Raw genomic sequence first — 25,438 nt, 5'->3', positions numbered from 1 at the left:
CGCGCCCTCACGCCACCATGCCCAGCGGGTTCTCCACCAGCGCCTTGAACGCCTGCATCAGCTGCGCACCGTCGGCGCCGTCGATCGCGCGGTGATCGAAGCTGCCGGTCGCCGACATGATCGTCGCGATGCCGAGCGCGTCATCGATGATCCAGGGACGCTTCTCACCCGCGCCGATCGCCATGATCATGGCCTGGGGCGGATTGATCACTGCCTCGAACTGCTTGATGCCGAACATGCCCATGTTGCTGAGGCTGGCGGTGCCGCCCTGATATTCCTCGGGCTTCAGCTTGTTGTCGCGGGCGCGGCCCGCGAGATCCTTCATCTGCTCCGAGATGGCGGCGAGACCCTTGGTGTCGGCCTCGGCGATGATCGGGGTGATCAGGCCCGAGGGCGTCGAGACCGCGACCGAAATGTCGGCGCGCTGGAAGGTGATCAGCTGGTCCGGCGTGAACATGACGTTGCACTTGGGCACCTGGATCAGGCTGACCGCGAGCGCCTTGATCAGCAGGTCGTTGACCGACAGCTTCACGCCGCGCGATTCGAGCGCTGCGTTGAATTCGGTGCGCAGCTTCATGAGCTTGTCGAGGCGGATGTCGACGGTGAGATAGATGTGCGGCACCGTCTGCTTGGATTCGGTGAGGCGGCGCGCGATCGTCTTGCGGATGTTGGACAGCTTTTCCGCGGTGTGCGGGATGTCGGGGATGACCGCGGGCTTGGCGGGGGCCGGCGCCGCGGCAGCGGCCGGTGCGGCGGCTTCGGTCGCGGGCGTCGCGGCAGCGGCGGGCGCCGCGCCGGGCCTGGCGCCCTCGACATCGGCCTTGACGATGCGGCCGTTCGGGCCGGAGCCGGCCAGCGCCGACAGCTCGACGCCCTTTTCGGCGGCAATGCGGCGGGCGAGCGGGCTTGCCTTGACGCGGTCGTCCGATGCCGGTGCGGGAATCGCGGCGGGCTTGGGCGCCTCGGCAACGGGTGCGGGCGCGGCTTCCTGTTTCGGGGCTTCCGCCTTGGGCTCCTCCTTCGGCGCGGCGGCCTTGGGGGCGGGGGCCGCATCGGCGCTCTCGCCTTCTTCCAGCAGGGTCGCGATGACGGTGCCGACCTTCACATTGTCAGTGCCCTCGGCAACGAGGATCTTGCCGATCACGCCTTCGTCGACCGCCTCGAATTCCATCGTGGCCTTGTCGGTCTCGATCTCGGCCATCAGGTCGCCCGACTTGACGACATCGCCTTCCTTCACGAGCCATTTCGCCAGCGTGCCCTCCTCCATGGTGGGGGACAATGCAGGCATCTTGATCTCGATCGACATGGGGAGGCTTTCCTCTAACCGAATCCGTAGCGGCTCGTTCCCTTCGCGCCCGATGCGGGCGGGGTCAAGACCGGGCGCGCTGAACCAGGCTACTCTTGCGTAAAACCGGGGCCCGGCCCACCTAGCGGGCAGAGGGGGAAAGCATGCGTATCTATCTGGTCGTGATCGACGAGAATCCGGAAAGCGAGATCGCCTTGCGCTTCGCGGCGCGGCGCGCGGTGAAGACTGGTGGCGGGGTGGAGATACTCACCCTGATCGCGCCGGCCGAGTTCGTCGCCTTTGGTGGCGTGCAGGCCACCATCGAGGACGAGGCCCGCATCCATGCCGAGGCGCTGGTCGCCGGCGCGGCGGGAACCTTGCTCGAGGAATCGGGGCTGCGACCGTCGATCACGGTGCGCCAGGGCGAAGGCCCGAAAATCATCCGCGAGATGATCGCGGAGAATCCAGACATCGCGGCTCTGGTGCTCGGCGCCGCGGCGAGCGGCGCGCCGGGGGCGTTGGTCGCGCATTTCGCGGGTGCCGATGCGGGCGCCTTGCCGATTCCGTTGATGATCATTCCGGGGTCGCTCAGTCGCGAGGCGATCGACCGGCTGAGTTGATCGCCGAAATGCCGTCATGCTGAACTTGTTTCAGCATCCATGCGCGGCCATGCGAACCACGGGCGACATTCGCGTGGCCCCTGCCCGCGCATGGACCCTGAAACGAGTTCAGGGTGACGAATGGGGTTGATGCTCCGCGAGTGGCCCGCCACCATCCGGCGATGCACCGCTTCATCCCTCTTACCGCCCTGCTTCTCGCCACGCCTGCCGCCGCGCAGGACGCGCCCGACCCCACCCGGCTGAAGGCGACGGTCGAGAAGCTGGTCAGCTTCGGCACGCGGCACAGCCTGTCCTCCACCGACGACCCTGTCCGGGGCATCGGCGCGGCGCGGCGTTGGGCGGCGGGGGAACTGACGCGCATCTCGGACGGATGCGGCGGGTGCATCACCAGCGCCAATATCGCGCGCACCTTTATCGGGCCGCGCGCGCCGAACGGGGTGGAGATCGTCGATGTGCTCGGCTTCCAGCAAGGGATCGAGCCGCGCCGGGTGATCATCATCGGCGCGCATATCGACAGCCGGGTCAGCGACGCGATGAACGCGACTGGCGACGCGCCGGGCGCGAACGACGATGGATCGGGCGTGGCCCTGGTGCTCGAGGCGGCGCGCATCCTGTCCCGACAGAAATTCCGCGCGACGATCGTCTATGCGCTCTTCTCGGGCGAGGAACAGGGATTGTGGGGCGGTACCCTGCTGGCGGAGACCGCCAGGCAGAAGAACTGGGTCGTCTCGGCGATGCTCAACAACGACATCGTCGGCAACACGATCGGCGAGGACGGCGTGCGCGTGGCGGACCGGGTGCGTGTCTTTTCCGAAGGCATCGGCGCGGCGGAGGATCTGCCGGCCGTGCAGAAGCGCCGGCAGAATGGCGGCGAGGATGACGGGCCGTCGCGGGCGCTGGCCAAGGCAGTCGACGGGATCGCCGGAACGATCAAGGGCGGGATCGACGTGTTCGTCGACCGGCGCCCCGACCGGTTCGGGCGCGGCGGGGACCACAGCCCGTTCCTGGCGCTTGGCTATCCGGCGATCCGCTTCACCGTCGCGGCGGAGAACTGGAAGGCGCAACATCAGGACGTCCGGGTCGAGAACGGGATCGCCTATGGCGACACGGTCGACAAGATGGACTTCGACTATCTGGCCAAGGTGACCGCGATCAACGTCGCGACGGTCAGGCGGCTGGCGGCCGCGCCGGCCGCACCGTCGGGGGTGAAGATAGCGGGCGCGCTGGGCTATGACACGACGGTCACCTGGCTGCCGGTCGAAGGCGCCACCGGGTATCGCATCCACTGGCGCAGGACCGATGCGCAGGACTGGCAGAAATCGGTCGATCTTCCCGCGAGCGCGGCCACCGAGGTGCTGAAGGGCGTGCCGGTCGACGACCATTTCGTCGGCGTATCGGCGCTGGGCGCCAACGGGGCGGAGAGCCTGGTGACGTTCGCGGGGCCCTGAGGATCGAGCCGATCCGCCGGCGGATCAGGCGATACGGGGCGCGAGCAGCCGGACCAGCGCCTCGCACCCGGCGGCATCCTCGGCATCGAAGCGCGCCGCCTCGGGGCTGTCGAGGTCCAGCACGCCGATCAGCCGCCCGTCATGGACAATCGGTACGACCAGTTCCGACCGGCTCGCGGCGTCGCAGGCGATATGACCGGGAAAGGCATGCACGTCCTCGACAATCTGCGTCTCGAGGGTGGCGGCGGCGGCACCGCAGACGCCCGCACCGATCGCGATGCGGATGCAGGCGGGTTTGCCCTGAAATGGCCCGAGCACGAGCTCGCCACCGACCAGCCGGTAGAATCCGGCCCAGTTGAGATCGGGCAGATATTGCCAGATCAGCGCCGCGGCATTCGCCATATTGGCGACCGCGTCCGGCTCGTCGGCGGTGAGCGCGCCGAGCGCGGCTTCGAGATCATGATAGAGATCGGCCTTGGAGCCGCCCGAGATGTCGAACTGGTACACGCGTCTTCCTTCGTCTGAGGGCGCGAGATGAGGCTGGTTCGTGCCGCATGCAAGCATCTGATTGGCCCGAACCACCGAATCGCCTAACCGGGGGCCATGGTCGCCATTCCCGTCACCCGATCGATCTCGATCGACAGCGATGAGCTGGAGGAATCCTTCACACGCGCCGGGGGGCCGGGCGGGCAGCATGTCAACACGACGGATTCGGCGGTGCTGCTGCGCTTCGATGTCGGCGCCTCACCGAATTTGCCCGAGGCAGTGAAGAACCGGCTGGCGATGCTCGCCGGATCGCGGATGACGCGCGAGGGCGTGCTGGTGCTGAGGAGCGAAGGCGCGCGGTCGCAGTTGCTGAACCGGCAGGAAGTGCGCGAGCGGCTGATCGAGATGATCCGCGAGGCGACGATCGTCCCGAAGAAACGGCGCCCGACCAAGCCGTCCAAGGCAGCAAAGGCGCGGCGCATGGAGGGCAAGGCGAAGCGGTCGACGGTGAAGTCGCTGCGGGGGAAGCCGATCGAATAGGGACCCAGTATCCCGCCGTTCGCCCTGAGCTTGTCGAAGGGCTGTTCTTTCAACGTGAGGAAGAAAGAACAGTGCTTCGACAAGCTCAGCACGAACGGGGGTGTCCGGGGATCAGAGGCTAAACCCGGCCTTCAGGAAGCGTTCGGGCAGCGGTGCCTCGGCCTTGATCGGGTCCTTGCCGGTGCGGGGCACCATGAGCGAGGCGGCATGGAGCAGGCTCTCGCCCTTGCCGTCGCCATAGACGGGATCGCCGACCACCGCCGCGCCGAGCGCCTCGGCGGCATGGACGCGGATCTGGTGGGTGCGGCCGGTTTCGGGGCGGAACTCGACGAAGCTGCGTCCGTCCTTCACCTCGATGACGCGCCAGGCGGTGCGCGAGGGCTTGCCCTTCGGGTCGCCGCGCATGCGCCAGCCGGTTTCAGCCGTGCTCACCTTGGACAAGGCCAGATCGATCAGGCCGCTCTCGCCCTCGACCACGCCTTCGAGCACCGCGATATAGCGTTTCTCGACGATGCCCGCCTCGAACGCGTGATGCAGCCGCGCATGCGCCTTGGGGTTGCGCGACAGCAGCAGGCAGCCCGAGGTGTCGCGGTCCAGCCGGTGCACTGCCTGGGGCCAGCGGCGGAAACCGAAGGCCAGCGCTTCGAGATGGTTTTCGAGGCTGATCGAGCCATCGCGGGGCCGGTCGACCGGCAAGCCGGCAGGCTTGTCGATCACGATCGCCTCGCCATCGAGGAACAGGACTCTATCCAGAAGCATTTGCAGCCCTTGCCACTCCGCGCGGCCACATGCCAGAGGATCTCCAGTGAAACCGAGCACGACGCCCGCGATCCGCGCCCTGTTGTCGGCCGCGTGCCTCGGCGCGATGCCGGTGCCCGCCCAGGCCCAGAGCACCCCAACACCGCTGCCCGTGGCGCCGATCATGGTGCCGGGCATCGGTGTCACCGGGGCGGATGGCCGCATGTTCGGTCATCTGCCCTATGCCGAAGCGGCCGCGAGCGAGATGGTGCCCGTCGCCGTTCCCGGCTTCGCGCTGGGTGGAACCTGCCGCCTGCAAAAGGACGCCGCGGCCGATCTTACTGCGCTGATCGAGGCCACTAATGCGGTGCCGAGCGTCGCACACCGGCTCCGGGGCGTCTCCTGCTACCGCACCATCGCCTATCAGCGGTCGGTGTTCTGCCGGACCGGCCCAGGCGATTCCTGCGGAGACGTGGCGGCACGATCGCGCGACGTGGGGCCGCCCGGCTATAGCGAGCATGCGACCGGCTATGCGATCGACTTCGGCATTCACCCGTCGCCCGGCTGCCCGGACCTGCAATGGTGCATGGCGAGCACGCCGGCGGGCCTGTGGCTGATCGCCCATGCGCGGGACTTCGGCTTCGAATTGTCCTTCCCGGCGAACAACAGCCAGAATGTCGGGTGGGAGCCGTGGCACTGGCGCTGGGTCGGCCGCACCGCCCGATCGCCGGGCGCGACGCGTGCCCGCGCGATCTTCGCCCGCGCCCGCGCGCAATTTCCCGCGCGGCCGGGAATCGCGGGACCGTTGATCGAGACGGTCCCTAAGAAACCGGCGCCGCGTATCCTGCCTATCCCGTTCGTCTGGCCAGGTGTCTATTATTAGGCCGTCATGCGAAAGGGCGCCCGCGGCAAGCCGCGAGCGCCCTCGTCGTACTGTTACCGCTGGTTCAGCCGAAGACCTTGGCCGCGACTTCGGCGATACGGCGGCCCTGATAGCGCGCGCCATCGAGTTCGAGGCTGCTCGGCTGGCGGCTGCCGTCGCCATCGGCGATCGTCGTCGCGCCATAGGGCGAATTGCCGTGCACTTCCTTGACGCCCATCTGGCCGGCAAAGCCGTAGTCCAGGCCGACGATGGTCAGGCCGAAATGCAGCAAATTGGTGATGATCGAGAAGAGCGTCGTCTCCTGCCCGCCATGCTGAGTCGCGGTCGAGCTGAACGCGCCGCCGATCTTGCCGTTGAGCGCGCCACGGAACCACAGGCCGCCGGCCTGGTCGAGGAAGGACGCCATCTGGCTCGGCATGCGGCCGAAGCGGGTCGGCGCGCCGACGATGATCGCGTCGTAATTGGCCAGCGCCTCGACGCTTTCGATGACGGCGTGCGCGGTGTCGGCCTTGAAGCCAGCTGCGGCCGCAACCTCGGCGGGCGCGGTTTCGGGGACGCGGCGGATATCGACTTCGGCGCCGGCGGCGCGGGCACCCTCGGCGACGGCATCAGCCATCTGCTCGATATGGCCGTAGGACGAATAATAGAGCACCAGAACCTTGGTCATAAAAACCTCCTGAGAAGATTGTCCCTCCCGCCCGTGGGAAATCCGGGCGGGAGGAACTGGGGGTAGGCGCCCGACACGCAACTGGCCGGGGCTTTCGGGGAGGACGAATGCCCACCCCCGTCCGTTCCGCCCGGGGGGAATGGGCGGAACGGAATTCGGTTATTCTGAATCGACGAGCACCAGTTCGGCATCCTCGATCGCCTTGATCTCCACCGTCCGGCCGCCGCCGATCGCCGCGCCGTCACGCGCCTTGAAGGGCTGGCCATCGATCTCGATCGCGCCGGTGGCAGGGACGAGATAGGCGTGACGCCCCTCGCCCACGCTGTGGGTGATCGTCTCGCCGGCCTTGATCGTCGCGCCGAGCACCCGAGCATCCGCCCGGATCGGCAGCGCGTCCTTGTCCTCGGCAAAGCCGCTGGCGAGCACCGCGAACTTGCCGCTGCGATCGCTCTTCGGGAAGGGCTTGGCGCCCCAGCTCGGCGAGCCGCCGGTCCGCTTCGGCTCGATCCAGATCTGGAAGAGCGTGGTCGTCTCGGGCTCGAGATTATATTCGGCATGGCGGACCCCGGTGCCGGCACTCATCACCTGGACGTCGCCCGCCCCGGTACGGCCCTCGTTGCCCATCGAATCCTTGTGCGTGATGGCGCCTTTGCGGACATAGGTGATGATCTCCATGTCGCGGTGCGGATGCGCCGGGAAACCGGCGTTCGGCCCGATCTCGTCATCGTTCCAGACGCGGATCGCTCCCCAGCCCATCCGGGACGGGTCGTAATAATTGGCGAAGCTGAAATGGTGGCGCGCGTTGAGCCAGCCATGATCGGCATGGCCCAGGCTCTCGAACGATCTTTTCTCGATCATGGGGTGTGTCCCTAAAAGCAGGAATTGGGTTGCCACCAAGATAGGGATTTGGATCAGGGCGTAAATGGAAACGCTGGAAACTGATCGTTTCGCCTCTTGCTGTCATGCTGAACTTGGTTCAGCATCCATGCGCGGTCAGTGGCCCCAATGAGCGGCGCTCCTGAGGCAGACGACCGCGCATGGACCCTGAAACGAGTTCAGGGTGACGGAGTGCCTGAACCGATGCGTCTGCCGGATCTCGAAGCCTGGGCGATCTTTGCCTCCGTCGTCGAACATCGCTCGTTCAGCGGCGCGGCGGACGCGATCGGGGTGTCGAAGGCGACCGTGTCGAAGGCGGTGACCCGACTGGAGGCGCATCTTGGCCAGTCGCTGTTCCACCGCACCTCGCGGCGGCTGACCCTGACCGAGAGCGGCAAGAGCCTGGCCGAGCATGCCGCGCGCATCCTGGCCGAAGCGGTCGCAGCGGAAGAGGCGGCGCACGATGCGGCGACGGCACCGCACGGGCTGATCCGGGTGACCGCGCCGATGACGCTCGGGCTGGTCAGCCTGACGCCCGCCCTTGCGGAGTTCCTGAGCGCTCATCCGGGGATCGAGATCGATCTCCACCTGTCCGATGCGAAAGTCGATATCGTCGCGGAGGGCATCGATGTCGCGCTGCGCATCGCGGATCTGCCCGACAGCTCGCTGCGCGCACGGCGCCTGGGGCCGATCGCGATGCATATCGTCGCGGCGCCTTCCTATCTCGAAAAGCACGGGCGCCCGACTCATGCCGCGCAGCTGGGGGAGCATGCATGCCTAGGCTATACCAATGTCACCGGCCCGTGGCGCTTCATCGGACCGGGCGGTGCCGAGGTCGCGGTGCGGCCGGCCGGACCGCTCCGGTCGAACAGCGGCGATGCGCTCCTGCCCGCGCTGAGGGCTGGGCTCGGCATCGGCATCCTGCCCGATTTCATCGTTGGCGGAGACTTGGCGGCGGGCACGCTCGAGGCGTTCCTGACCGACTGGCACAGTCCGCCGATCGCACTGCACCTGCTCACCCCGCCGGGCAATTTGCGGCCCGCGCGCGTCGAAGCGCTGATCGCATTCCTGACCGAGAGGTTTCGCCATATCTGCGCCACGGAAGGCCCGGGGAGCGGCTGAGACGACCCCGCCAGGCTCGATTCCGGCGCCCCAAAAACCCCGCGACTCGCGCATTTCAGCCGGTTAGCGAAGAATTAACCTTTTGCGTTCATCCCCAGTCAGGTTAATGGTTAGTGCAGGGGCGCGCCGAGCCGTCGGGGGTATCGAGCGTAGCGACGTGACGGGGGGACTGCCAGGATGCGCGTATTGCTGATCGAGGATGAGCCGACGACCGCGAAGGCGATCGAGCTGATGCTCACCACGGAAGGATTCAACGTCTACACCACCGATCTGGGCGAGGAAGGCCTCGATCTGGGCAAGCTGTACGACTACGATATCATCCTGCTCGATCTCAACCTGCCCGACATGCATGGCTATGACGTGCTCAAGCGGCTCCGCGTCGCCCGGGTGCAGACGCCGGTGCTGATCCTGTCGGGCATCAACGAGATGGATTCCAAGGTGCGCAGCTTCGGCTTCGGCGCCGACGATTACGTCACCAAGCCCTTTCATCGCGAGGAACTGACCGCGCGCATCCATGCCGTGGTGCGCCGATCCAAGGGCCATAGCCAGTCAGTGATCCGCACCGGCAAGCTTGCCGTGAACCTCGACGCCAAGACGGTCGAAGTCGATGGCAGCCGCGTCCACCTGACCGGCAAGGAATATGCGATGCTGGAGCTGCTGTCGCTGCGCAAGAGCACGACGCTGACCAAGGAAATGTTCCTGAACCACCTGTATGGCGGCATGGACGAGCCCGAGCTCAAGATCATCGACGTCTTCATCTGCAAGCTCCGCAAGAAGCTGAGCATGGCCTGCGAAGGCGAGAATTACATCGAGACCGTCTGGGGCCGTGGCTATGTGTTGCGCGACCCGGAAGAGATCGGGACGCCGGTCGCCGAGGTCGCCTGATCCAGGCTTGCTGGTATCGGCTTACGGCAGTTCGGGCCGCGGCATCGGGGGGTGCCGCGGCCCTTTCTTTTTGTTGGGGGAGCGCGACCTTTCCTAATTCGTCATGCTGAACTTGTTTCAGCATCCACGCGCGGCCATCGCGGCTTGGAGAGCGGATCGAGGCCATAGTCCAACGCCAGATCGCGCCAACCCGGGTTGGTAGCTTCGATCAGATTGATCTTCCAGGCGCGGCGCCATGCCTTCAACTGCTTTTCTCGGCGGATTGCGTTCTCCATGTCGCCGAAGAATTCGAGAAGCACGAGGCGCGTGGCACCGTATTTGGTGACAAAGCCCTTGGTGATCCCCTGACGGTATTGGATCATGCGGCCGATCGGGTTCGAGGTCACGCCGGTATAGATCGTGCCGCGCTTCTGGCTGGCGACGATGTAGACTGCTGGTACGCGTTCCATTCACGTTACCCCCGCATCGACTGACCGCGCATGGATGCTGAAACAAGTTCAGCATGACGGCAAGGGTGGAGCAGCCCCTCCCCCTATTTCCGCACATACTCCTTATGGCCGCCGACCCAGGTCTCCTCCACCCTGGTTGCGCGAAGCTCGCTCGGGCCGGCCAGTAGCGGGTCGCGGTCGACGATGATGAAGTCGGCGCGCTGGCCCGGCGCGAGCCTCCCGAATTTGTCTTCCGCGAAACCGGCATAGGCGGCGGCGCCCGTAAAGGCCCACCACGCCTGTTCGCGCGTCAGCTTTTCCTCCGGACGCCAGCCGCCATAGGGCTGGCCCTCGGCATCCTGGCGGGTGAAGGCGGCGGCCCAGCCGGCGAACGGATCCGGGCTCTCGATCGGATAGTCCGAGCCGAACGCCAGGACCGCGCCGTTCTTCAGCATCGACGCCCAGGCATAGGCGCCGGCAAGCCGGTCCGGCCCGAGCCGCGCTTCGGCCATCACCCGGTCCGACGTCTGGTGGACCGGCTGCATCGAGGCGATCGTGCCGTGCTGGCCGAAGCGCGGCAGATCGGCCGGATCGACGATCTGGGCATGCTCGATCCGCCAGCGGCGGTCGCCCTTGTACGTCTCCGACAGTTCCTCGATCGCGTCGAGCACCTGGGCATTGGCCTTGTCGCCGATCGCGTGGACCGCGACCTGGTAATTGTCCATCGCCGCCCGGCTCATCAGGTTGCGGATCACGTCGTCGGCGAGGAAGCCGAGGCCGGATTCCTTGGGCGCATCGCTGTACGGCGCCTTCAGCCACGCCCCGCGCGAGCCGAGCGCGCCATCGGCATAAAGCTTCACCCCGCCCATGCGCAGCCGATCGGCGTAGAGCCACTGAGTCGGGCCGGCGCCGCCGACCCGCACGGCCGTCTCGACGCTGTTGCCATAGCTCATGATGCGGATGCGCAGCGCGCCCGCGTCACCCGCGCGACGGTAGCTGAGCCAGTCGTCGAGCGAGCTGCCCATATCGGCGGTTGCGGTCACGCCGAGGCTGAGCAGTTTCGCCTGCGCCTTGAGGAAGGCGGCGTCGCGATCCTTGGGCAGGGGCTGCGGCACGGCCTTGGTGACGAGATCCTGCGCCGCATCGACGAACACCCCATTGGGCATGGCGCCGGTCTTTTCGATGCGGCCGCCGGCAGGCGATACGCTCTTCGCGCTCACCCCCGCCGCCTTCATCGCGGCGGTGTTGGCCCAGCTCGCATGGCCGTCGACGCGCGAGAGCCAGACGGGGCGGTCGCTGACCACTGAATCGAGATCGGCCGCCGTCGGAAAGCGGCCGAGCGCCCAAAGCTCCTGGTTCCAGCCGCCGCCAAGGACCCATTTCTTGTCGGGATTGGCCGCGACATAGGCAGCGATCTTCGCCTTGGCCTCGTCGAGCGATTTCGTGCCCGAGAGGTCCAGCTCCACGTCCCGAAAGCCCAGGTCCATCACATGGCCATGCGCGTCGATGAAGCCGGGGAGTAGCACCCTCCCCTTCATGTCGGCGCGCCAGTCGAGCTTTTCCGGGCGCTTGTCGCCCGGCTGCATCAGCCGGATGACCTTGCCGTCGGGCGTCATCAGCACGCCGTTGAAGTGGATGACCTTGCCGTCCTTGTCGAGCGTCATGCCGTTTACATTGTCGACGAGGGAGTCGGCGAAGGCGGGGACGGCGGCAAATGAGAGCGCGACGGCAGCCGCGGCAAGTCGTTTCACCGCGGCAACCTGCGCACCAGCGAGCTCGTGTCGTTGCGGCCGCCGCCCATCTTCTGGACGTCGGCATAGAATTGATCGACCAGCGCGGTCAGCGGCAGGGTCGCGCCGTTGCGGCGCGCCTCGTCGAGGGTGAGGCCGAGATCCTTGCGCATCCAGTCCACCGCGAAGCCGAAGTCGAACTTGTCCTCGCTCATCGTCGACCAGCGATTGACCATCTGCCAGCTCGACGCCGCGCCGCCCGACACCGCTTCGAACACCTTGTCGGTGTCGAGACCGCTGACCTGAGCGAAGCGCAACGCCTCGGCCACGCCCTGCACGACGCCGGCGATCGCGATCTGGTTGACCATCTTGGTCGTCTGGCCAGCACCGGCTTCACCGATATGGACGATGCGCAGCGCATAGGCCTGCATCAGCGGCTCGGCCGCAGCCATCGCCTCGGCGGTGCCGCCGCACATGATCGAGAGCTTGCCGTTCTCGGCCCCCGCCTGGCCGCCCGAGACGGGGGCGTCGACGACGAGCAGGCCCTTCGCCCCGCCATCTTCCGCCAGCCGCCGCGCGATCTTCGCCGAGACGGTGGTGTGGTCGACGAACAGCGCGCCCGCGGGCATCGTACCGAACACGCCGTCCGCGCCCAGCGTGATCTCGGCCAGATCGTCGTCATTGCCGACGCAGCTGAACACCGCATCCTTGCCGGCCGCGGCCTCGGCCGGAGTGGCGGCGACGGTGCCGCCGTATTTCTCGGCCCAGGCCTCCGCCTTGGCGCGCGAGCGGTTGTAGACGGTGACGGCGTGGCCGGCGGAGACGAGATGCCCCGCCATCGGCGCGCCCATCACTCCGGTTCCGATGAATGCGATGTTGCTCATGGAGGATCGCGATAAGGGGTGTTTCCGCGTCACGCTAGTTGAGAGTCGCGCCGCGCGGGCCGTAACGACCATTGCGGCTGACGATTTCAGGGCCTACCTCGCCCGCCTATGGCTACCGAACCTTTGCCCGCCGCCGAAACGCTTCCCGTCACCCTCGCCGATGTCAAGGCGGCGCATGCGCGGATCGCCGCCTCGATCGTGCGCACCCCGACCTTCATCAGCCAGACCCTGTCGAAGCTGACCGGCGCGACGGTTTATCTGAAGTTCGAGAACCTGCAGTTTACCGCAGCCTATAAGGAGCGCGGGGCGCTCAACACGCTGCTCCAGCTTCCCCCGGAGACGAAAGGCGTGATCGCTGCCTCGGCCGGCAACCATGCGCAGGGCCTGGCCTATCACGCCAATCGCCTGGGCATCCCGGCCACGATCGTGATGCCGACGACGACGCCGACGGTGAAGGTGACTCAGACCGAGGGGCATGGCGCGACCGTCGTGCTGTTCGGCACCACCTATGACGCTGCCTATGCCCATGCGCGCGAACTGGAAGCGGAGCGCGGCCTGACCTTCGTCCATCCGTTCGACGATGTCCGCGTGATCGCCGGCCAGGGAACGGTCGCACTCGAGATGCTCGAGGACGCGCCGGCGATCGACACCTTCATCATCCCGATCGGCGGCGGCGGCCTGATCTCCGGCACGGCGACGGTGGCGCGGGCGGCGGACCATCCGGTCGACGTGATCGGCGTGCAGGCCGAGCTGTTCCCGTCGATGTACAACCGGATCAACGGCACCGACCTGCCCTGCGCCGGCGATACCCTGGCCGAGGGCATCGCGGTGAAGGAACCGGGCGGCATCACCGCGCGCATCGTCGAGGCACTGGTCGACGATATCGTGCTGGTGAGCGAGCGCAGCCTGGAGGAGTCGGTCAGCCTGTTGCTGCAGATCGAGAAGACGGTGGTCGAGGGCGCCGGCGCCGCCGGCCTCGCCGCGCTGCTGCAGCATCCCGAGCGCTTCCGCGGCAAGACCGTCGGCGTCATCCTGTGCGGCGGCAATATCGACACGCGGCTGCTCGCCAATGTGCTGCTGCGCGACCTTGCCCGGTCGGGCCGGCTCGCGCGGTTGCGTATCCGGTTGCAGGACCAGCCCGGCGCGCTGTTCAACGTCGCGCGCATCTTCGATGCCGAGCGCGTCAACATCATCGAGATCTACCATCAGCGCGTCTTCACGACGCTGCCGGCCAAGGGCCTCATCACCGATATCGAATGCGAGACGCGCGACAAGGCCCATCTCGACCGGTTGATGGCAGCACTGCGCGAGGCCGGGTACGAGGTCAGTCCGGTCGAACTCGCCTGACGAAATGAATCACAGCTGCGGTGAAACGATTCCCGCGACTCTATTCGCGAGTCGCGGGATGCGTTATGATGCCCGTCAAGTCCGCCTCACGGCGTGAATCTGCAAGACTCAGCCTTAGCGCCGCGTTAACTCTCTTTCATGGTAAAGCCGCTTTTCATCACCTCTCAAGCGATTCATAACAGGGGCCAGCCAGGCATCGGGCCGGGGTGGAAAAGGGGTTACAGGCGGTGACCGCGCCATTTCGTTTTCCGCGCTTCTTCGTGACGAGCCCGTCGCCCTGCCCCTATCTTCCGGGACGGCAGGAACGAAAGGTCTTCACTGAACTCAACGGCCCGCATGCGGGCGACCTTAACGACGCGCTTGGCCGGATCGGTTTTCGCCGCAGCCAGTCAGTGGCGTACCGGCCGAGCTGCGCGGGCTGCACCGCCTGCGTCTCGGTCCGCGTGGTCGCGTCGGAATTCGTGCCCAACGCGACGCAGCGCAAGCAGATCCGGCGCAACAGCGACATGGAAGTGACCGCCTGCCGCCCCTGGGCGACCGACGAGCAATATCAGCTGCTGCGCCGCTATCTCGCCTCGCGCCATCCCGGTGGCGGCATGGCGGATATGGACGAAGGCGATTATGCTGACATGGTCGAGCATTCGCCGGTCAACAGCTACATCATCGAATATCGCGAACCGTCGCGGAACGGCATGCGCGGGCGACTGATCGGGGCGTGCCTGACCGACCAGCAGGCGGACGGGCTGTCGATGATCTACAGCTTCTTCGACGCGGATCATCCGCTGCGTGCCGGCTTGGGCAACATGATCATCATGGACCATATCCTGCGGGCGCGCAGCATCGGCCTGCCCTATGTCTATCTCGGTTATTGGGTGAAAGGGTCCGAGCGGATGGCGTACAAGACGCGCTATCGCCCGATCGAAGTGCTCGGCCCGACCGGCTGGACGCTCCTGACCGACGAGGACGCGACCTATGCGCCGCCGGCGCAGAAGAACGTGCTGATGGCCAACGAGCTGGCTTAGAGTAGCTTGCATTACATCAGAGCCACCACCACCCGTTCGTCCTGAGTAGCCATCGAGTAGCCGCGCAGCGGCGTATCGAGAGGGCGTATCGAAGGACAGGTTCCGCGCGACAACCTGTCCTTCGATACGGGCTCTCGATACGCCTTCGGCTACTCGATCCCTACTCAGGACGAACGGATCAGATTTAACGATCGCCGCTCTAATCCTGGGCGCTGCCCCGGCCGACGTGCAGATCCACATCGAGCTCCTCATGACCCTCGCCCAGCCGCGATCCCGCGACTGGCGCGGCGCCGGCCGAATCGAGCGCCACCGCGACCCGCGCATGGGCCTCGTCCGCCGACATGCCGGTACAGGGATCGAACGCGACCCAGCCGAGCCCGGCGACCCACGCCTCCGCCCAGCCATGCGGCGCGGGCGGCGTGTCGCCGATGAAGCAGACCGAACTATAGCCGGAAACATAGCGCGCCGGCACGCCCAGCCCGCGCGCCGCGGCAGCGAACATCTGCGCGAAATCGCGCGGCGTCGCCGTTTCCAGCGCGAACGCCTCGGCCGCGCTACGCCCCGAGACGGGCCGCCCGCGATCAAGCGCGAAACGGTTGTGGAAGGCCAGGTTGAGCGCATGGAGGCGTTCGATGAGGTCGCCCTCGTCACCCGCCGCTTCCGCCGCGAAATCGGTCAGTGCCGGGCTTGGCTCGGTCAGCGGGGTCGCGCGGAGAAACAGCGGCGGGGGCAGCGGTTCATGCGCCCCGTGGACGATGCCGTTCGACCTGTTGGTCAGCACCTCGCCCGACACGGCGATCTCGATATGCTCGACCGGACCCTCGACATAAAGCATCGTCACCCGGTTACCGAAGCCGTCGCGGCCCGGGCGCATCCGCGCATCACAATCGACGTGCAACTGCCAGCCGGCGACGGTCTGGTCATGCGTGTCCTCCGGGGTGAGGCGGAGCATCTGGGTGAGGCGCCCCTGCGGCACCGAGAAACGATAGATCGTGCGGTGATCCACCGTTATCCGCATCAGCTGAACTTGAACTGCCGGCCGATCGCCTCGTGGAGGAGATCATTCTCGGCGTTGAAGGCCTGGAGATACTGGTGCAGCCCGCTGGCGATGACTTCGCCGGACCGCGTCTTGGCGAGGCGTTGCTGGCGCATGCGGGCCATGCGGTCGGCCTCGCCGTGCAGGCCGGTGCGCTTGGCGAGCAGGTTGAGGATCTCCAGCGTCTCTTCGGCCGAGGCGGCGAGGCTGCGCGGCAGCTCGGCGCGGGAGATCAGCAGGTCGATCACGTTCGCCGGGCGCAGCCCTTCCGAATAGAGCCAGCGATAGGCCGTGACGGCCGAGACGGTCTGCAAGATGGTGGTCCATTGGTCGCGATCGACCACGCCGCCGATCTGCTCGCCCTCCGGCAGCAGCAGATGGTATTTCACGTCGAGCAGGCGCGCGGTGTTGTCGGCGCGCTCGACGGCCTGGCCGAGGCGGATGAACCAGGTGGTCTGGTTGCGCAGCATGCGATGGATCGCGCCTTCGAAACCGCGCGCCTCGGTCTTCACCGCATCGACCAGGCCGAGCGTGGCGGTGGCACCGCCGGGACTGGAGCGGCTGTGGAAGATCAGCCAGGCGCGGTTGATCGCGGTCCAGGCCTCGCGGGTCAGCGCGGTGCGCACGGCGCGCGCATTGTTGCGCGCCATGTCGAGGCAACGGACGATCGAGCCGGGATGGCTGCCATCGAGCGTCAGGAAGCGCGCGACATGCTGCTGCGACATGGTCTCGCCGGTCGCCTTGAAGGTATCATCCGTCTCGGTGACGGCGAGCGCGCTGGCCCAGGCGGCTTCGCCGGCAGGGCGCGAGGAGAGCACGTCGAGACGGACGGTCGCCTCGACGAGGCGCGCGATGAAATCGGCCCGCTCGATATAGCGGCCGAGCCAGTAGAGCGAGGAGGCCGTGCGGGAGAGCATCAGGCGCTGACTCCCCCCCACCGTTCGTTTCGAGCGAAGTCGAGAAGCAGCGAGGAATCGCCAAGATCGGTTTCTCGACTTCGCTCGAAACGAACGGAAGAGGTCCGGATCATGCCACGGTCCCCTGGGCCTGGCTCATGCCGCCCTGACCCTGGCCCTGCGTATTCCCGCCGTCCATCAGCACGAAGCTGTCCTTGGTGCCGCCGCCCTGCGACGAGTTCACCACCAGCGAGCCTTCCTTGAGCGCCACCCGGGTCAGGCCGCCGGGCACCACCTGGATGCCCTTGGAGCCGGTCAGCACGAACGGACGGAAATCGACATGGCGCGGGGCGAGGCCGGCGTCGCTGAGCGTCGGCACGGTCGACAGCGCCAGGGTGGGCTGCGCGATATAGCGGTGCGGCTCGGCGATCAGCGCGGCTCGGAAGGTTTCGATCTCCGCCCTGGTCGCGGTCGGGCCGACCAGCATGCCGTAGCCGCCCGAGCCGTCGACCAGCTTCACCACCACGTCCTTCAGATTATCGAGGACATATTTCAGCGCCTGGGGCTCGCGGCAGCGCCAGGTCTCGACATTGGGCAGCTTGGGCTCGGCGCCCGAATAGAAGCGCACGATCTCCGGCATGTAGCTGTAGATCGCCTTGTCGTCGGCAATGCCGTTGCCGGGTGCGTTGAGCAAAGCGACATTGCCCGCGGCATAGGCCGCGATCAGGCCGGGCACGCCGAGCATCGAATCCGGGCGGAACACCAGGGGGTCGAGATAATCGTCGTCGATCCGCCGGTAGATCACGTCAACCTTCACCCGGCCGGCGATGGTGCGCATCCAGACGACATCATCGTCGACCACCAGATCGGCCGCCTCGACCAGCTCGATGCCCATCGAATCCGCGAGGAAGCTGTGTTCGTAATAAGCCGAGTTGTAATGGCCCGGCGTCAGCACGACGCAGACCGGGTTCTGGCCCGAGCCGTGCGGCGCGACCGACTTCATCGTCTCGAGCAGGCGATCGGGATAGGAGTCGACCGCCGCCACGCGGAAATCGCGGAACAGCTCGGGGCAGAGGCGCAGCATCGCCTCGCGATTCTCGAGCATGTAGCTGACACCGGAAGGCGTGCGCGCATTGTCCTCCAGCACGAAGAATTCGTCGGGGCCAGTGCGCACCAGATCGATGCCGCAGATATGCGCCCAGATGCCGTGCGGCGGCCGCATGCCGGCGATCTCCGGCCGGAACTGCGGATTGCCGAAGATCAGGTCCTCGGGAAGCACGCCCGCCTGGAGGATCTTCCGATCGCCATAGATATCGTCGAGGAACGCGTTGATCGCTTCGACGCGCTGCACCAACCCTTCGGACAGGCGCGACCATTCGTCGGCCAGGAAGATGCGCGGGACGATGTCGAAGGGGATGATGCGTTCCGACGCGTCGCTGTCGCCATACACCGCGAAGGTGATGCCGAGCTGGCGGAAGGTCTGTTCGGCCGATTGCTGGCGTCGACGGAGTTCCGCGTCGGGCGTCTCGTCGAGCCAGTGTCCGAGCGCGGCGAGTTCGGGTCGCGGCGTGGTCGAGCCGCTCTGCCCCATGATCTCGTCAAACGCGCGTCGTGTCACCATCGAAACGGTAAAGCCCCCATGAACCGCCAAGTTCCATGCTGCGATGTTTTGCTGCGCCGCACAAGGTCCGTTTTCAGGGCCCGTTTTCAGGGCGCGTTTTCAGGGGGCCGTTTTCAGGTGGCGAGTTCCGCCAGCATGCCGGGCGTGAGAACCTGTGGGAGCACCTGCGGTTCGGCAGCGCCGGGGGCGTAATAGAGATAGAGCGGCACGCCCGCCCGATTATGCGCCTGGATGAAGCGGCCCAGCGCGGGATCGCCGTCAGTCCAGTCGCCGACCATCACCGCGACCTTGTGCGCGGCGAAGGCGGACTGCGCCGTGTCGGTCTCGATCGCGACCTTCTCGTTGACCTTGCAGGTCAGGCACCAGTCAGCGGTGAAATAGGCGAAGACCGGCCTGCCCTCGGCACGGAGCGTGGCGAGCCGGGCCTCGCTGAAAGGCTCGGCCGAACCGGTCGCCTGCACCTGGCCGGCCTGGGGGCGGTGCGCCGTGGCGGCGAGCCAGATGCCGCCGGCGACGATCGCCAGCAGCATCACGACCGCGACGATACCGAAGCCGAGGCCGCGCGCCTGACGCCGGCCGGCCGCCCACAATATGATCGCGGCGCCGAGCGCGACGAGCAGGCCCTGAGTCATGCCGTCGACGCCGGTCTGGCGGCCGAGCACCCAGACCAGCGCAATGGCGGTCAGCCACATCGGGATCGCGAGGAAGCGGCGGAAATTCTCCATCCAGGCGCCGGGCTTTGGCAGCTTCTTGCGAAGCGCCGGCACGAAGCCGAGCGCGAGGAAGGGCAGCGCGAGGCCGAGGCCGAGGCCGGCGAATACCGCGAGCGCCGCGGGCCAGGGCAGGACCAGCGCCGCGCCCAGCGCCGCGCCCATGAACGGGCCAGTGCACGGCGTGGCGATGAAGGCGGCGAGCGCGCCGGTAGCGAAGGCGCCGCTCGCGCCGCCAGCCTGATTGACGAAGCCCGGCGTCGGAATCTCGAACAGGCCGCCGAGATTGAGCGCCAGCGCCACGGTGAGCAACAGCAGCACGATGATCGCGCGCGGATCCTGCAACTGGAACGCCCAGCCGACCGCGCTGCCGCCCGCGCGGAGCGCGAGGATCGCCCCGCCCAGCGCCACGCAGACCGCGACGACACCGGCGGTATAGGCCAGCGCCTCGTGCCGCGCCGAGCGCTCGTCGAGATGCCCGCGCGCGAGGCTCAGCGCCTTGAGGCTGAGGATCGGGAAGACACAGGGCATGATGTTGAGGATCAGCCCGCCGAGCATTGCGCCGGCAAAGGCGATCAGGGTCGCCAGCAGCACGCCTTCAGGGACGCTCGCCGAGGAGGATGACGTCGCGACGGTGCCGGGGGCTGCCGTCACCATCAACCCCTGCCCCGGCGCGAGGCGCAGCACGCCGACCAGCGGGCCGGTGCCGCCGGTGCCGGCCTTGGTCTCGACCACGACGCGGTCGCCGTCGCGCGTCACCTGCTGCGCAGCCGCGTAATCGACCAGGCCCGTGGTGATGGGGAAGAAATAGGCATCCGCCAGCGGCGCGCTGGCCGGATAGGGCACGGCGATGCGGACCTGCGTTCCCTCCTTCTGGAAACTGCCCTTCGCGTCGAGCGGTTTGGGGATGGCGCGGCCCCACGCATCGAAGCGCGCGCGGCTTTCGGCGGTGACGGTGCCGTCACCCACGGTCAGGTCGACCGACAGATCGGCTTCCTCGGGCACGCAGAGCGTCTTGGTGCAGACGAGATATTGCGCGTGGAGCTTGACCGGGAGGCGCGTTCCGGCCGCGAGGCCGGCGGGCACCTTGAGCGTGACCAAAGGCGCATAAGGCGCCTCGAACACATAGTTCATCAGCCCGGCCATCAGCAGCGTGCCCGGCACGGGATAAGCGGGCTCGCCGACGGTGACGTCCTTGGGCAGGGTCCATTTGAGCGTCGCCGGGAAACCCGCATCGCCCGGATTCTGCCAATAGCCGTGCCAGCCCGGCTCGGGCCGCGAGTCGAGCGCGAGCGTCACGTCCTGCCCGGCGGCCGGGGTCGTCGTCTCCGCGACCAGTCGCATCGCGAGGTGCGGCCCCTTGCCCAGCGCACCGGGCGTCTGGGCGGCTGCCGGCACGGCAAGCGCGGCCAGCCCGGCCATAAACGTCACAATCAGGTAACCCAACGCGCGCATCGGCCATCCTTGTCGGCAGTCACCCGCTCGCCCATAGCGGTGAGCGCGGTGCATTGCACCTGAGCGCGGAGAATCACTACGTGAAAAGACTGGCATCGTTCGCCGCCCTGGCCGCCATCGCGATGGCAACGCCCCTTTCCGCCCAGGATGCCCCGCCACCCGCTCCGGCCGCCGCGCGGACAACCCCTCCCAGGCTGATCGTCACCATCTCGGTCGACCAGTTCTCCGCGGACCTGTTCGCGGAATATCGCAACCGTTTCACTGGCGGGTTCAAACGGCTGCTCGACGGCGTGGTCTTCCCGTCGGGATATCAGAGCCATGCCGCGACCGAGACCTGCCCGGGCCACTCGACGATCCTGTCGGGCTTCCGCCCCGAGCATACCGGCATCATCGCCAACAACTGGGCCGACCTGAAGACGCCTCGCGCCGACAAGCAGATCTATTGCGCCGAGGACGAGAGCGTCCCCGGCAGCACCTCGTCCAAATATACCGTGTCGGACAAGCATCTGCTGGTGCCGACGCTCGGCGAACGGATGAAGGCGGCGAATCCGGCGGCGCGCGTCGTCTCGGTCGCGGGCAAGGACCGCGCGGCGGTGATGATGGGCGGGCACAAGGTCGACGAGCTGTGGTGGTGGGACGGCAAGGCGTTCGTCTCCTATGCCGGCCGCGCCGTTCCGCCAGTCGTGGCGCGCACCAACAGCACCGTCGCCGCGTTGCTCGCCCAGGCGCAGGGCCCGCTCGACGAACCCGATTTCTGCGCGCCGCACGACCGCGCCATCCCAGTCGGCGGTGGCAAGACGGTCGGCAGCGGCCGCTTCGAGCGTGCCGCCGGCGATACGAACAGATTCCGCGCCTCGCCCGCCTTCGACGCCTCGATCCTCGCGCTCGCCGCTGGCATGCTGCAGGACATGAAGCTCGGCCAGGGCGCCGCGACCGACCTGCTGATCGTGGGTGCCTCGGCGACCGACTATGTCGGCCATGGCTATGGTACCGAAGGTAGCGAGATGTGCATTCAGCTCGCCAATCTCGATCGTTCGCTCGGCTCCTTCTTCGACATACTCGACAGGACCGGCGTCGATTATGCCGTGGTCCTGACCGCTGACCATGGCGGCCACGACCTGCCTGAGCGCAACCGCGAACATGCCGCGCCCGAAGCCGCGCGGATCGACCCCGCCTTCACCCCGGCCGCGATCGGCAAGGACATCATCGCCAGGCTGAAGCTCAAGGTGACCGGCCCGCTGCTCTACGGCGATGCCGGATCGGGCGATATCTGGATCGACCCGAAGCTGACCAGGGCGCAGCGTGCCGCGGTGCTGAAGGAAGCTTTGCTCCGCATCCGCGCCCATCCGCAGGTCTATGCCGCTTTCAGCCGGGACCAGATCGTCGCGACGCCCACGCCGAGCGGCCCGCCCGAGACCTGGACGTTGCTCCAGCGCGCCCGTGCCTCCTATTATGCGCCGCGATCGGGCGACATCGTGGTGGCGATGAAGCCGCGCGTCACGCCGATCGCCGACCCGACCAAGAGCAGCGTCGCCACTCATGGCAGCTTCTGGGATTATGACCGGCGCGTGCCGATCCTGTTCTGGCGCAAGGGCATGACCGGGTTCGAGCAGCCGCTGTCGGTCGAGACGGTCGACATCATGCCGACGCTTGCCGGCCTGATCGGCCTGCCGGTCTCCGCGCCGCAGCCGGACGGGCGCTGCCTCGATCTCGATGCGGGGCCTGGTTCGACCTGTCCCTGACGGTCGCAGGTCATTGACGGGGGGATGAGGCTGTTCGATGTTGGCGCCGACATGACCGCCTCCTCCGCCGCGCTCGCCCCCGTTCCGGATTTGCTGTCCCCTATCCGGGGGGTCGAGGAATTCTGGGCGCGGCACAGCCTGCGATCGCACGCCGAGCCGTCCCGGGAGGCCCGCTTGCGGCCCCTGCTCGACGTGCTGGGCCTCGGGCTGGAGCAGACGCTGCAATATCTCGGGTCGGAAAGACCGGACTTTGCTGGATTCCAGGCCTGGGTCGAAGCAACCGCCGGCATACCCGATCCACTTAAGGTCGCGCGCTATCATGCGTGGCTGGACGGTGCTCCGCCGCCCGAGGAAATCGCGCAACACCTGCGGGCGATCGACGCCGCGCCGCCGGTTCTCGATGCCCGGGATCTGGCGCAGTGGGACCGGGACGGTTTCGTCATCCTGCGCCAGGCGATCACCAGGGAGCAGGCCAGGGCGGCCGAGGCGCTGCTCTGGCGGCAGGTCAACGCCACGCCGGACGATCGCGACAGCTGGTACGAGCGCCGGCCCAACGGGATCATGGTCCAGCATTTCCAGGATCCGGCGATGGACGCGGCGCGGCAATCGCCGCGCGTGCACAAGGCGTTCGCCCAGCTCTGGGGAACGGCCGATCTCTGGGCGCTCACCGACCGGCTGAGCTTCAACCCGCCCGAACGGCCCGGCTACAGCTTTCCGGGACCGCATCTGCATTTCGATGTGAGCCTCGCGCTGCCCATCCCGTTCGCGACGCAGGGCATCCTGTACCTGACCGATACGACCGCCGACCAGGGCGCGCTTCAGGTGGTGCCGGGCTTTCATCACGGCATCGAGGCCTGGCTCGACAGTGTCGGCGACGGCGATCCGCGCGCCGTCGATCTGAGCGCGGGCGCCGTGCCGATCGCGGCGGGCGCGGGCGACCTGATCATCTGGCGACAGGATCTGCCGCACGGCGCGAGCCCGAACCGCACCGACCGGCCGCGCATGGCGCAATATCTGACCATGTATCCGGCGGACCTGACGGCCAACCCGGTGTGGCGCTGACGACGCCACCGGCGCGTCGGGCCCGGCCGGGTAGCGGAAAATTCCCTGTTCCTCGGATTAACAGGGAAAATAACAGGGAATTTTTTATTTCGCGTCAGTGAGAAGCATCATTGTTTAATATATTCAATGCCTTGCTGGATTTCACTGTCCGATAACAGGGAAAATCCCTGCCCGAACTGGAAAATCGCGGTGTTTGATCAGGATCGGAGGGTGATGCGCATGCCGGATCATGCTGCGGCAAATGGAGGCGATTTTGAATCGACCGGCGCTCGACTTCTGATTCGTGCGGCCTTCCATTGGATTCACGCGAAGACGCGAAGGAGGTATTCCAGCGGTTTGCCGCCGGCTCCCGAGCAACATGCAACCTTCGGGGTCCGATTCTCCAAATCCTCTTTGCGTCTTCGCGCCTTCGCGTGGACTCATTGATCGAACTGGAAGGTAAAACTCGAACGCGATCGGCACTATTGTTCTGAATCAGAAGTTCGTTTGATACATTTTTGACTTCCGACATGCTGAACTCGTTTCAGCATCCAACGCTCCATAAGCGGCGGCATTGGTTGTTCCATATTGGATGCTGAAACAAGTTCAGCATGACGGCAGGTTTTGTCATGGAACGAACTGCCTGTTCGCGGGGCTAGTGTGTCGCCGCCGTTCGGGAGAAGACATTCATCACGACGACGCCGGCGATGATCAGCGCCATGCCCGCGATAGCGGCCATATCGAGCTTCTGCCCCTGGAAGATCCAGGCGATCGCCGCGATCAGGACGATGCCGACGCCCGACCAGATCGCGTAGGCGATGCCGGTCGGTATGGTCTTCAAGGTCAGCGACAGGAAATAAAAGGCGATCGCATAGCCGATCACGGTGACGAGCGACGGCACCGGCCGGGTGAACCCCTCGGACAGCTTCATGAAGGAAGTGGCGCAGACCTCCGAGGCGATCGCGATGGCGAGGAAGAGATAGGGCATGAGTGGGGTGTACAGGGTCGAGCGTCGGGAGGCCATGACAGGCTTGCCATCCGCCCTCCGGTGTCGGGCCGTCGCGACGACGACCGCCCGTCACTTTCCAATATGGAAAATTATCACTTGACGATTTGGAAAGTGACGGGCATCACTTTCCATATTGGAAAGGGAGATTCGTATGTCCACTTCGTCAACCGATGCAGCCGAGGCGCTGGCCGCGATGCGCGCCTCACAGGCTCGCCTGGCCGTTGCGGCCGATTGCCCGCCCGCGCGTCATCTCGCCTTTGGCGCCGTCATGGGGTGCCTGGCTGCCACCCCTGCCCTGCCGACAGTCTACGCGCTGATGGCGGAAGCGGCGCTGCTGGTCTGCATTGCGCTGATCGTGCGCTGGGATCGCCGGCGGACAGGCATGTTCATCAATGGCTACCGGGCGGGAAAGACGCGGCCGATTACCTTCACGATGCTGGGCGTGTTCCTGGTTCTCTATCTCGCGAGCTTCTGGCTGGCCCGTGATCGCGGCATATACTGGGCGCCGATCCCGATCGGGGTGCTGACCGCCGGCCTGGCCTATTATGCCAGCACCCTGTGGCAACGTGCCTTCCGCCGCGAGCTGGGCCTGGCCGCGTGAGCGTGCCTCGGCTGGCCTTCGATCCGGTCATCCACCCGCCGGCGCGGCTGCAGATCATGGCGGTGCTGGCGGCGGTGCAGGATGCCGAGTTCGCGATGCTGCGCGAGACCGCCGATGTCAGCGATTCGGTGCTATCCAAGCACCTCTCCGCCTTGTCCGAGGCCGGCTATGTCCGGCTGCGCAAGGCGGCGATGGACGGGCGGCAGCGGACCTGGGCATCGCTGACCCGGCCCGGACGTACGGCATTTCGCGGGCATGTCGCGGCGTTGCAGGCACTGGCGGGCGTGGCGGACAACGAGGATCGGGTAGGCGAAGCGCTGCCCCTGCCGACATAGCGCGTGGGGGCCCCGTTCCGATCTTCGGCGG

General features: G+C 66.8%; 25 protein-coding genes. 12 read left to right on the top strand and 13 right to left on the bottom strand.

The annotated features are described in order from the left end of the window. Positions 1–7: 7 nt before the first annotated feature. Entirely contained in the window at positions 8–1,306 is a 1,299-nt protein-coding gene (locus ACZ1I2_RS09700) for a pyruvate dehydrogenase complex dihydrolipoamide acetyltransferase (RefSeq protein WP_465174266.1), read from the bottom strand. Between the two features lie 143 nt (positions 1,307–1,449). Between ACZ1I2_RS09700 and ACZ1I2_RS09695 the strand changes: the two genes are divergently transcribed. After that, positions 1,450–1,905, top strand: a complete 456-nt coding sequence (locus ACZ1I2_RS09695; protein WP_465169899.1) for a universal stress protein — start codon at positions 1,450–1,452, stop codon at positions 1,903–1,905. A 161-nt stretch (positions 1,906–2,066) separates the two neighbouring features. Then, positions 2,067–3,353: a M20/M25/M40 family metallo-hydrolase gene (locus ACZ1I2_RS09690; protein ID WP_465177161.1), complete on the top strand. Its 1,287-nt coding sequence runs from the start codon at positions 2,067–2,069 to the stop codon at positions 3,351–3,353. A gap of 24 nt (positions 3,354–3,377) precedes the next feature. On the opposite strand, the gene ACZ1I2_RS09685 is transcribed toward ACZ1I2_RS09690, so the two are convergent. Beyond that, positions 3,378–3,860, bottom strand: a complete 483-nt coding sequence (locus ACZ1I2_RS09685; protein ID WP_465174267.1) for a GAF domain-containing protein — start codon at positions 3,858–3,860, stop codon at positions 3,378–3,380. A 96-nt stretch (positions 3,861–3,956) separates the two neighbouring features. On the opposite strand from ACZ1I2_RS09685, the gene arfB reads away from it, so the two are divergent. Continuing rightward, positions 3,957–4,379 (top strand): alternative ribosome rescue aminoacyl-tRNA hydrolase ArfB, encoded by a 423-nt coding sequence (gene arfB, locus ACZ1I2_RS09680; protein WP_465174268.1) that lies wholly within the window; start codon positions 3,957–3,959, stop codon positions 4,377–4,379. Between the two features lie 111 nt (positions 4,380–4,490). Here the strand turns inward: arfB and ACZ1I2_RS09675 are convergent, their stop codons facing one another. Continuing rightward, positions 4,491–5,138, bottom strand: a complete 648-nt coding sequence (locus ACZ1I2_RS09675) for an RluA family pseudouridine synthase (RefSeq protein ID WP_465169902.1) — start codon at positions 5,136–5,138, stop codon at positions 4,491–4,493. Between the two features lie 46 nt (positions 5,139–5,184). Between ACZ1I2_RS09675 and ACZ1I2_RS09670 the strand changes: the two genes are divergently transcribed. Continuing rightward, positions 5,185–6,000 (top strand): M15 family metallopeptidase, encoded by an 816-nt coding sequence (locus ACZ1I2_RS09670; RefSeq protein WP_465174269.1) that lies wholly within the window; start codon positions 5,185–5,187, stop codon positions 5,998–6,000. 64 nt (positions 6,001–6,064) lie between these two features. Here the strand turns inward: ACZ1I2_RS09670 and wrbA are convergent, their stop codons facing one another. Together wrbA and ACZ1I2_RS09660 are read right to left on the bottom strand one after the other, a co-directional pair. After that, positions 6,065–6,667 carry an NAD(P)H:quinone oxidoreductase gene (gene wrbA, locus ACZ1I2_RS09665; protein ID WP_465174270.1) on the bottom strand — a complete coding sequence of 201 codons (603 nt, stop codon included), beginning with the start codon at positions 6,665–6,667 and terminating at the stop codon, positions 6,065–6,067. A 159-nt stretch (positions 6,668–6,826) separates the two neighbouring features. Further along, the gene (locus tag ACZ1I2_RS09660) at positions 6,827–7,525 is read right to left on the bottom strand and encodes a pirin family protein (protein WP_465174271.1); all 699 of its coding nucleotides are present in this window, start codon (positions 7,523–7,525) and stop codon (positions 6,827–6,829) included. Positions 7,526–7,747: 222 nt separating this feature from the next. On the opposite strand from ACZ1I2_RS09660, the gene ACZ1I2_RS09655 reads away from it, so the two are divergent. Further along, positions 7,748–8,665 carry a LysR family transcriptional regulator gene (locus ACZ1I2_RS09655; protein ID WP_465174272.1) on the top strand — a complete coding sequence of 306 codons (918 nt, stop codon included), beginning with the start codon at positions 7,748–7,750 and terminating at the stop codon, positions 8,663–8,665. A 177-nt stretch (positions 8,666–8,842) separates the two neighbouring features. Then, a complete protein-coding gene (gene ctrA, locus ACZ1I2_RS09650; RefSeq protein WP_465169907.1) occupies positions 8,843–9,550 on the top strand; it encodes a response regulator transcription factor CtrA in 708 nt (235 codons plus the stop codon). A 101-nt stretch (positions 9,551–9,651) separates the two neighbouring features. Here the strand turns inward: ctrA and ACZ1I2_RS09645 are convergent, their stop codons facing one another. The 3 genes from ACZ1I2_RS09645 to ACZ1I2_RS09635 all read right to left on the bottom strand — a co-directional run bounded on the left by ACZ1I2_RS09645 (position 9,652) and on the right by ACZ1I2_RS09635 (position 12,592). Continuing rightward, complete coding sequence (locus tag ACZ1I2_RS09645) at positions 9,652–9,999, bottom strand: GIY-YIG nuclease family protein (protein ID WP_465174273.1); 348 nt, start codon at positions 9,997–9,999, stop codon at positions 9,652–9,654. 83 nt (positions 10,000–10,082) lie between these two features. Further along, entirely contained in the window at positions 10,083–11,729 is a 1,647-nt protein-coding gene (locus tag ACZ1I2_RS09640) for an amidohydrolase (RefSeq protein ID WP_465174274.1), read from the bottom strand. Further along, positions 11,726–12,592 carry an NAD(P)-dependent oxidoreductase gene (locus tag ACZ1I2_RS09635; RefSeq protein ID WP_465169910.1) on the bottom strand — a complete coding sequence of 289 codons (867 nt, stop codon included), beginning with the start codon at positions 12,590–12,592 and terminating at the stop codon, positions 11,726–11,728. The genes ACZ1I2_RS09640 and ACZ1I2_RS09635 overlap by 4 nt, the downstream gene beginning before the upstream one ends. 108 nt (positions 12,593–12,700) lie before the next feature. Here ACZ1I2_RS09635 and ACZ1I2_RS09630 point away from each other — a divergent pair, with 108 nt between their 5' ends. Then, on the top strand, positions 12,701–13,939 hold the full coding sequence (locus tag ACZ1I2_RS09630; RefSeq protein ID WP_465169911.1) for a threonine ammonia-lyase: 1,239 nt from the start codon (positions 12,701–12,703) through the stop codon (positions 13,937–13,939). Positions 13,940–14,166: 227 nt separating this feature from the next. Further along, the gene (locus ACZ1I2_RS09625; protein WP_465169912.1) at positions 14,167–14,961 is read left to right on the top strand and encodes an arginyltransferase; all 795 of its coding nucleotides are present in this window, start codon (positions 14,167–14,169) and stop codon (positions 14,959–14,961) included. Between the two features lie 199 nt (positions 14,962–15,160). On the opposite strand, the gene ACZ1I2_RS09620 is transcribed toward ACZ1I2_RS09625, so the two are convergent. From ACZ1I2_RS09620 to ACZ1I2_RS09605, 4 genes are all read right to left on the bottom strand, one after another. Then, positions 15,161–15,979: a transglutaminase family protein gene (locus ACZ1I2_RS09620; protein ID WP_465174275.1), complete on the bottom strand. Its 819-nt coding sequence runs from the start codon at positions 15,977–15,979 to the stop codon at positions 15,161–15,163. Continuing rightward, on the bottom strand, positions 15,979–16,914 hold the full coding sequence (locus ACZ1I2_RS09615; protein WP_465169914.1) for an alpha-E domain-containing protein: 936 nt from the start codon (positions 16,912–16,914) through the stop codon (positions 15,979–15,981). The genes ACZ1I2_RS09620 and ACZ1I2_RS09615 overlap by 1 nt, the downstream gene beginning before the upstream one ends. A 109-nt stretch (positions 16,915–17,023) precedes the next feature. Continuing rightward, a complete protein-coding gene (locus ACZ1I2_RS09610; RefSeq protein ID WP_465174276.1) occupies positions 17,024–18,514 on the bottom strand; it encodes a circularly permuted type 2 ATP-grasp protein in 1,491 nt (496 codons plus the stop codon). Between the two features lie 113 nt (positions 18,515–18,627). Further along, on the bottom strand, positions 18,628–20,679 hold the full coding sequence (locus ACZ1I2_RS09605) for a protein-disulfide reductase DsbD family protein (protein ID WP_465174277.1): 2,052 nt from the start codon (positions 20,677–20,679) through the stop codon (positions 18,628–18,630). Between the two features lie 122 nt (positions 20,680–20,801). Here ACZ1I2_RS09605 and ACZ1I2_RS09600 point away from each other — a divergent pair, with 122 nt between their 5' ends. Then, positions 20,802–22,421 (top strand): alkaline phosphatase family protein, encoded by a 1,620-nt coding sequence (locus tag ACZ1I2_RS09600; RefSeq protein WP_465177162.1) that lies wholly within the window; start codon positions 20,802–20,804, stop codon positions 22,419–22,421. 24 nt (positions 22,422–22,445) lie between these two features. Beyond that, entirely contained in the window at positions 22,446–23,483 is a 1,038-nt protein-coding gene (locus ACZ1I2_RS09595) for a phytanoyl-CoA dioxygenase family protein (protein ID WP_465181626.1), read from the top strand. A gap of 634 nt (positions 23,484–24,117) precedes the next feature. On the opposite strand, the gene ACZ1I2_RS09590 is transcribed toward ACZ1I2_RS09595, so the two are convergent. Continuing rightward, on the bottom strand, positions 24,118–24,450 hold the full coding sequence (locus tag ACZ1I2_RS09590; RefSeq protein ID WP_465173976.1) for a DMT family transporter: 333 nt from the start codon (positions 24,448–24,450) through the stop codon (positions 24,118–24,120). A 172-nt stretch (positions 24,451–24,622) separates the two neighbouring features. On the opposite strand from ACZ1I2_RS09590, the gene ACZ1I2_RS09585 reads away from it, so the two are divergent. Both ACZ1I2_RS09585 and ACZ1I2_RS09580 read left to right on the top strand, forming a co-directional pair. Further along, a complete protein-coding gene (locus tag ACZ1I2_RS09585; RefSeq protein ID WP_465169918.1) occupies positions 24,623–25,072 on the top strand; it encodes a hypothetical protein in 450 nt (149 codons plus the stop codon). After that, positions 25,069–25,407, top strand: coding sequence for a transcriptional regulator (locus ACZ1I2_RS09580; protein ID WP_465174279.1), 339 nt, complete (start codon positions 25,069–25,071; stop codon positions 25,405–25,407). Before ACZ1I2_RS09585 ends, ACZ1I2_RS09580 begins: the two co-directional genes overlap by 4 nt. Positions 25,408–25,438: the final 31 nt, after the last annotated feature.

The sequence above is a fragment of the Sphingomonas sp. BL-S-29 genome (genome assembly GCF_055521495.1).
The sequence above is the reverse complement of the archived record's forward strand: the minus strand, read 5'-3'. Positions and strand labels throughout refer to the sequence as shown.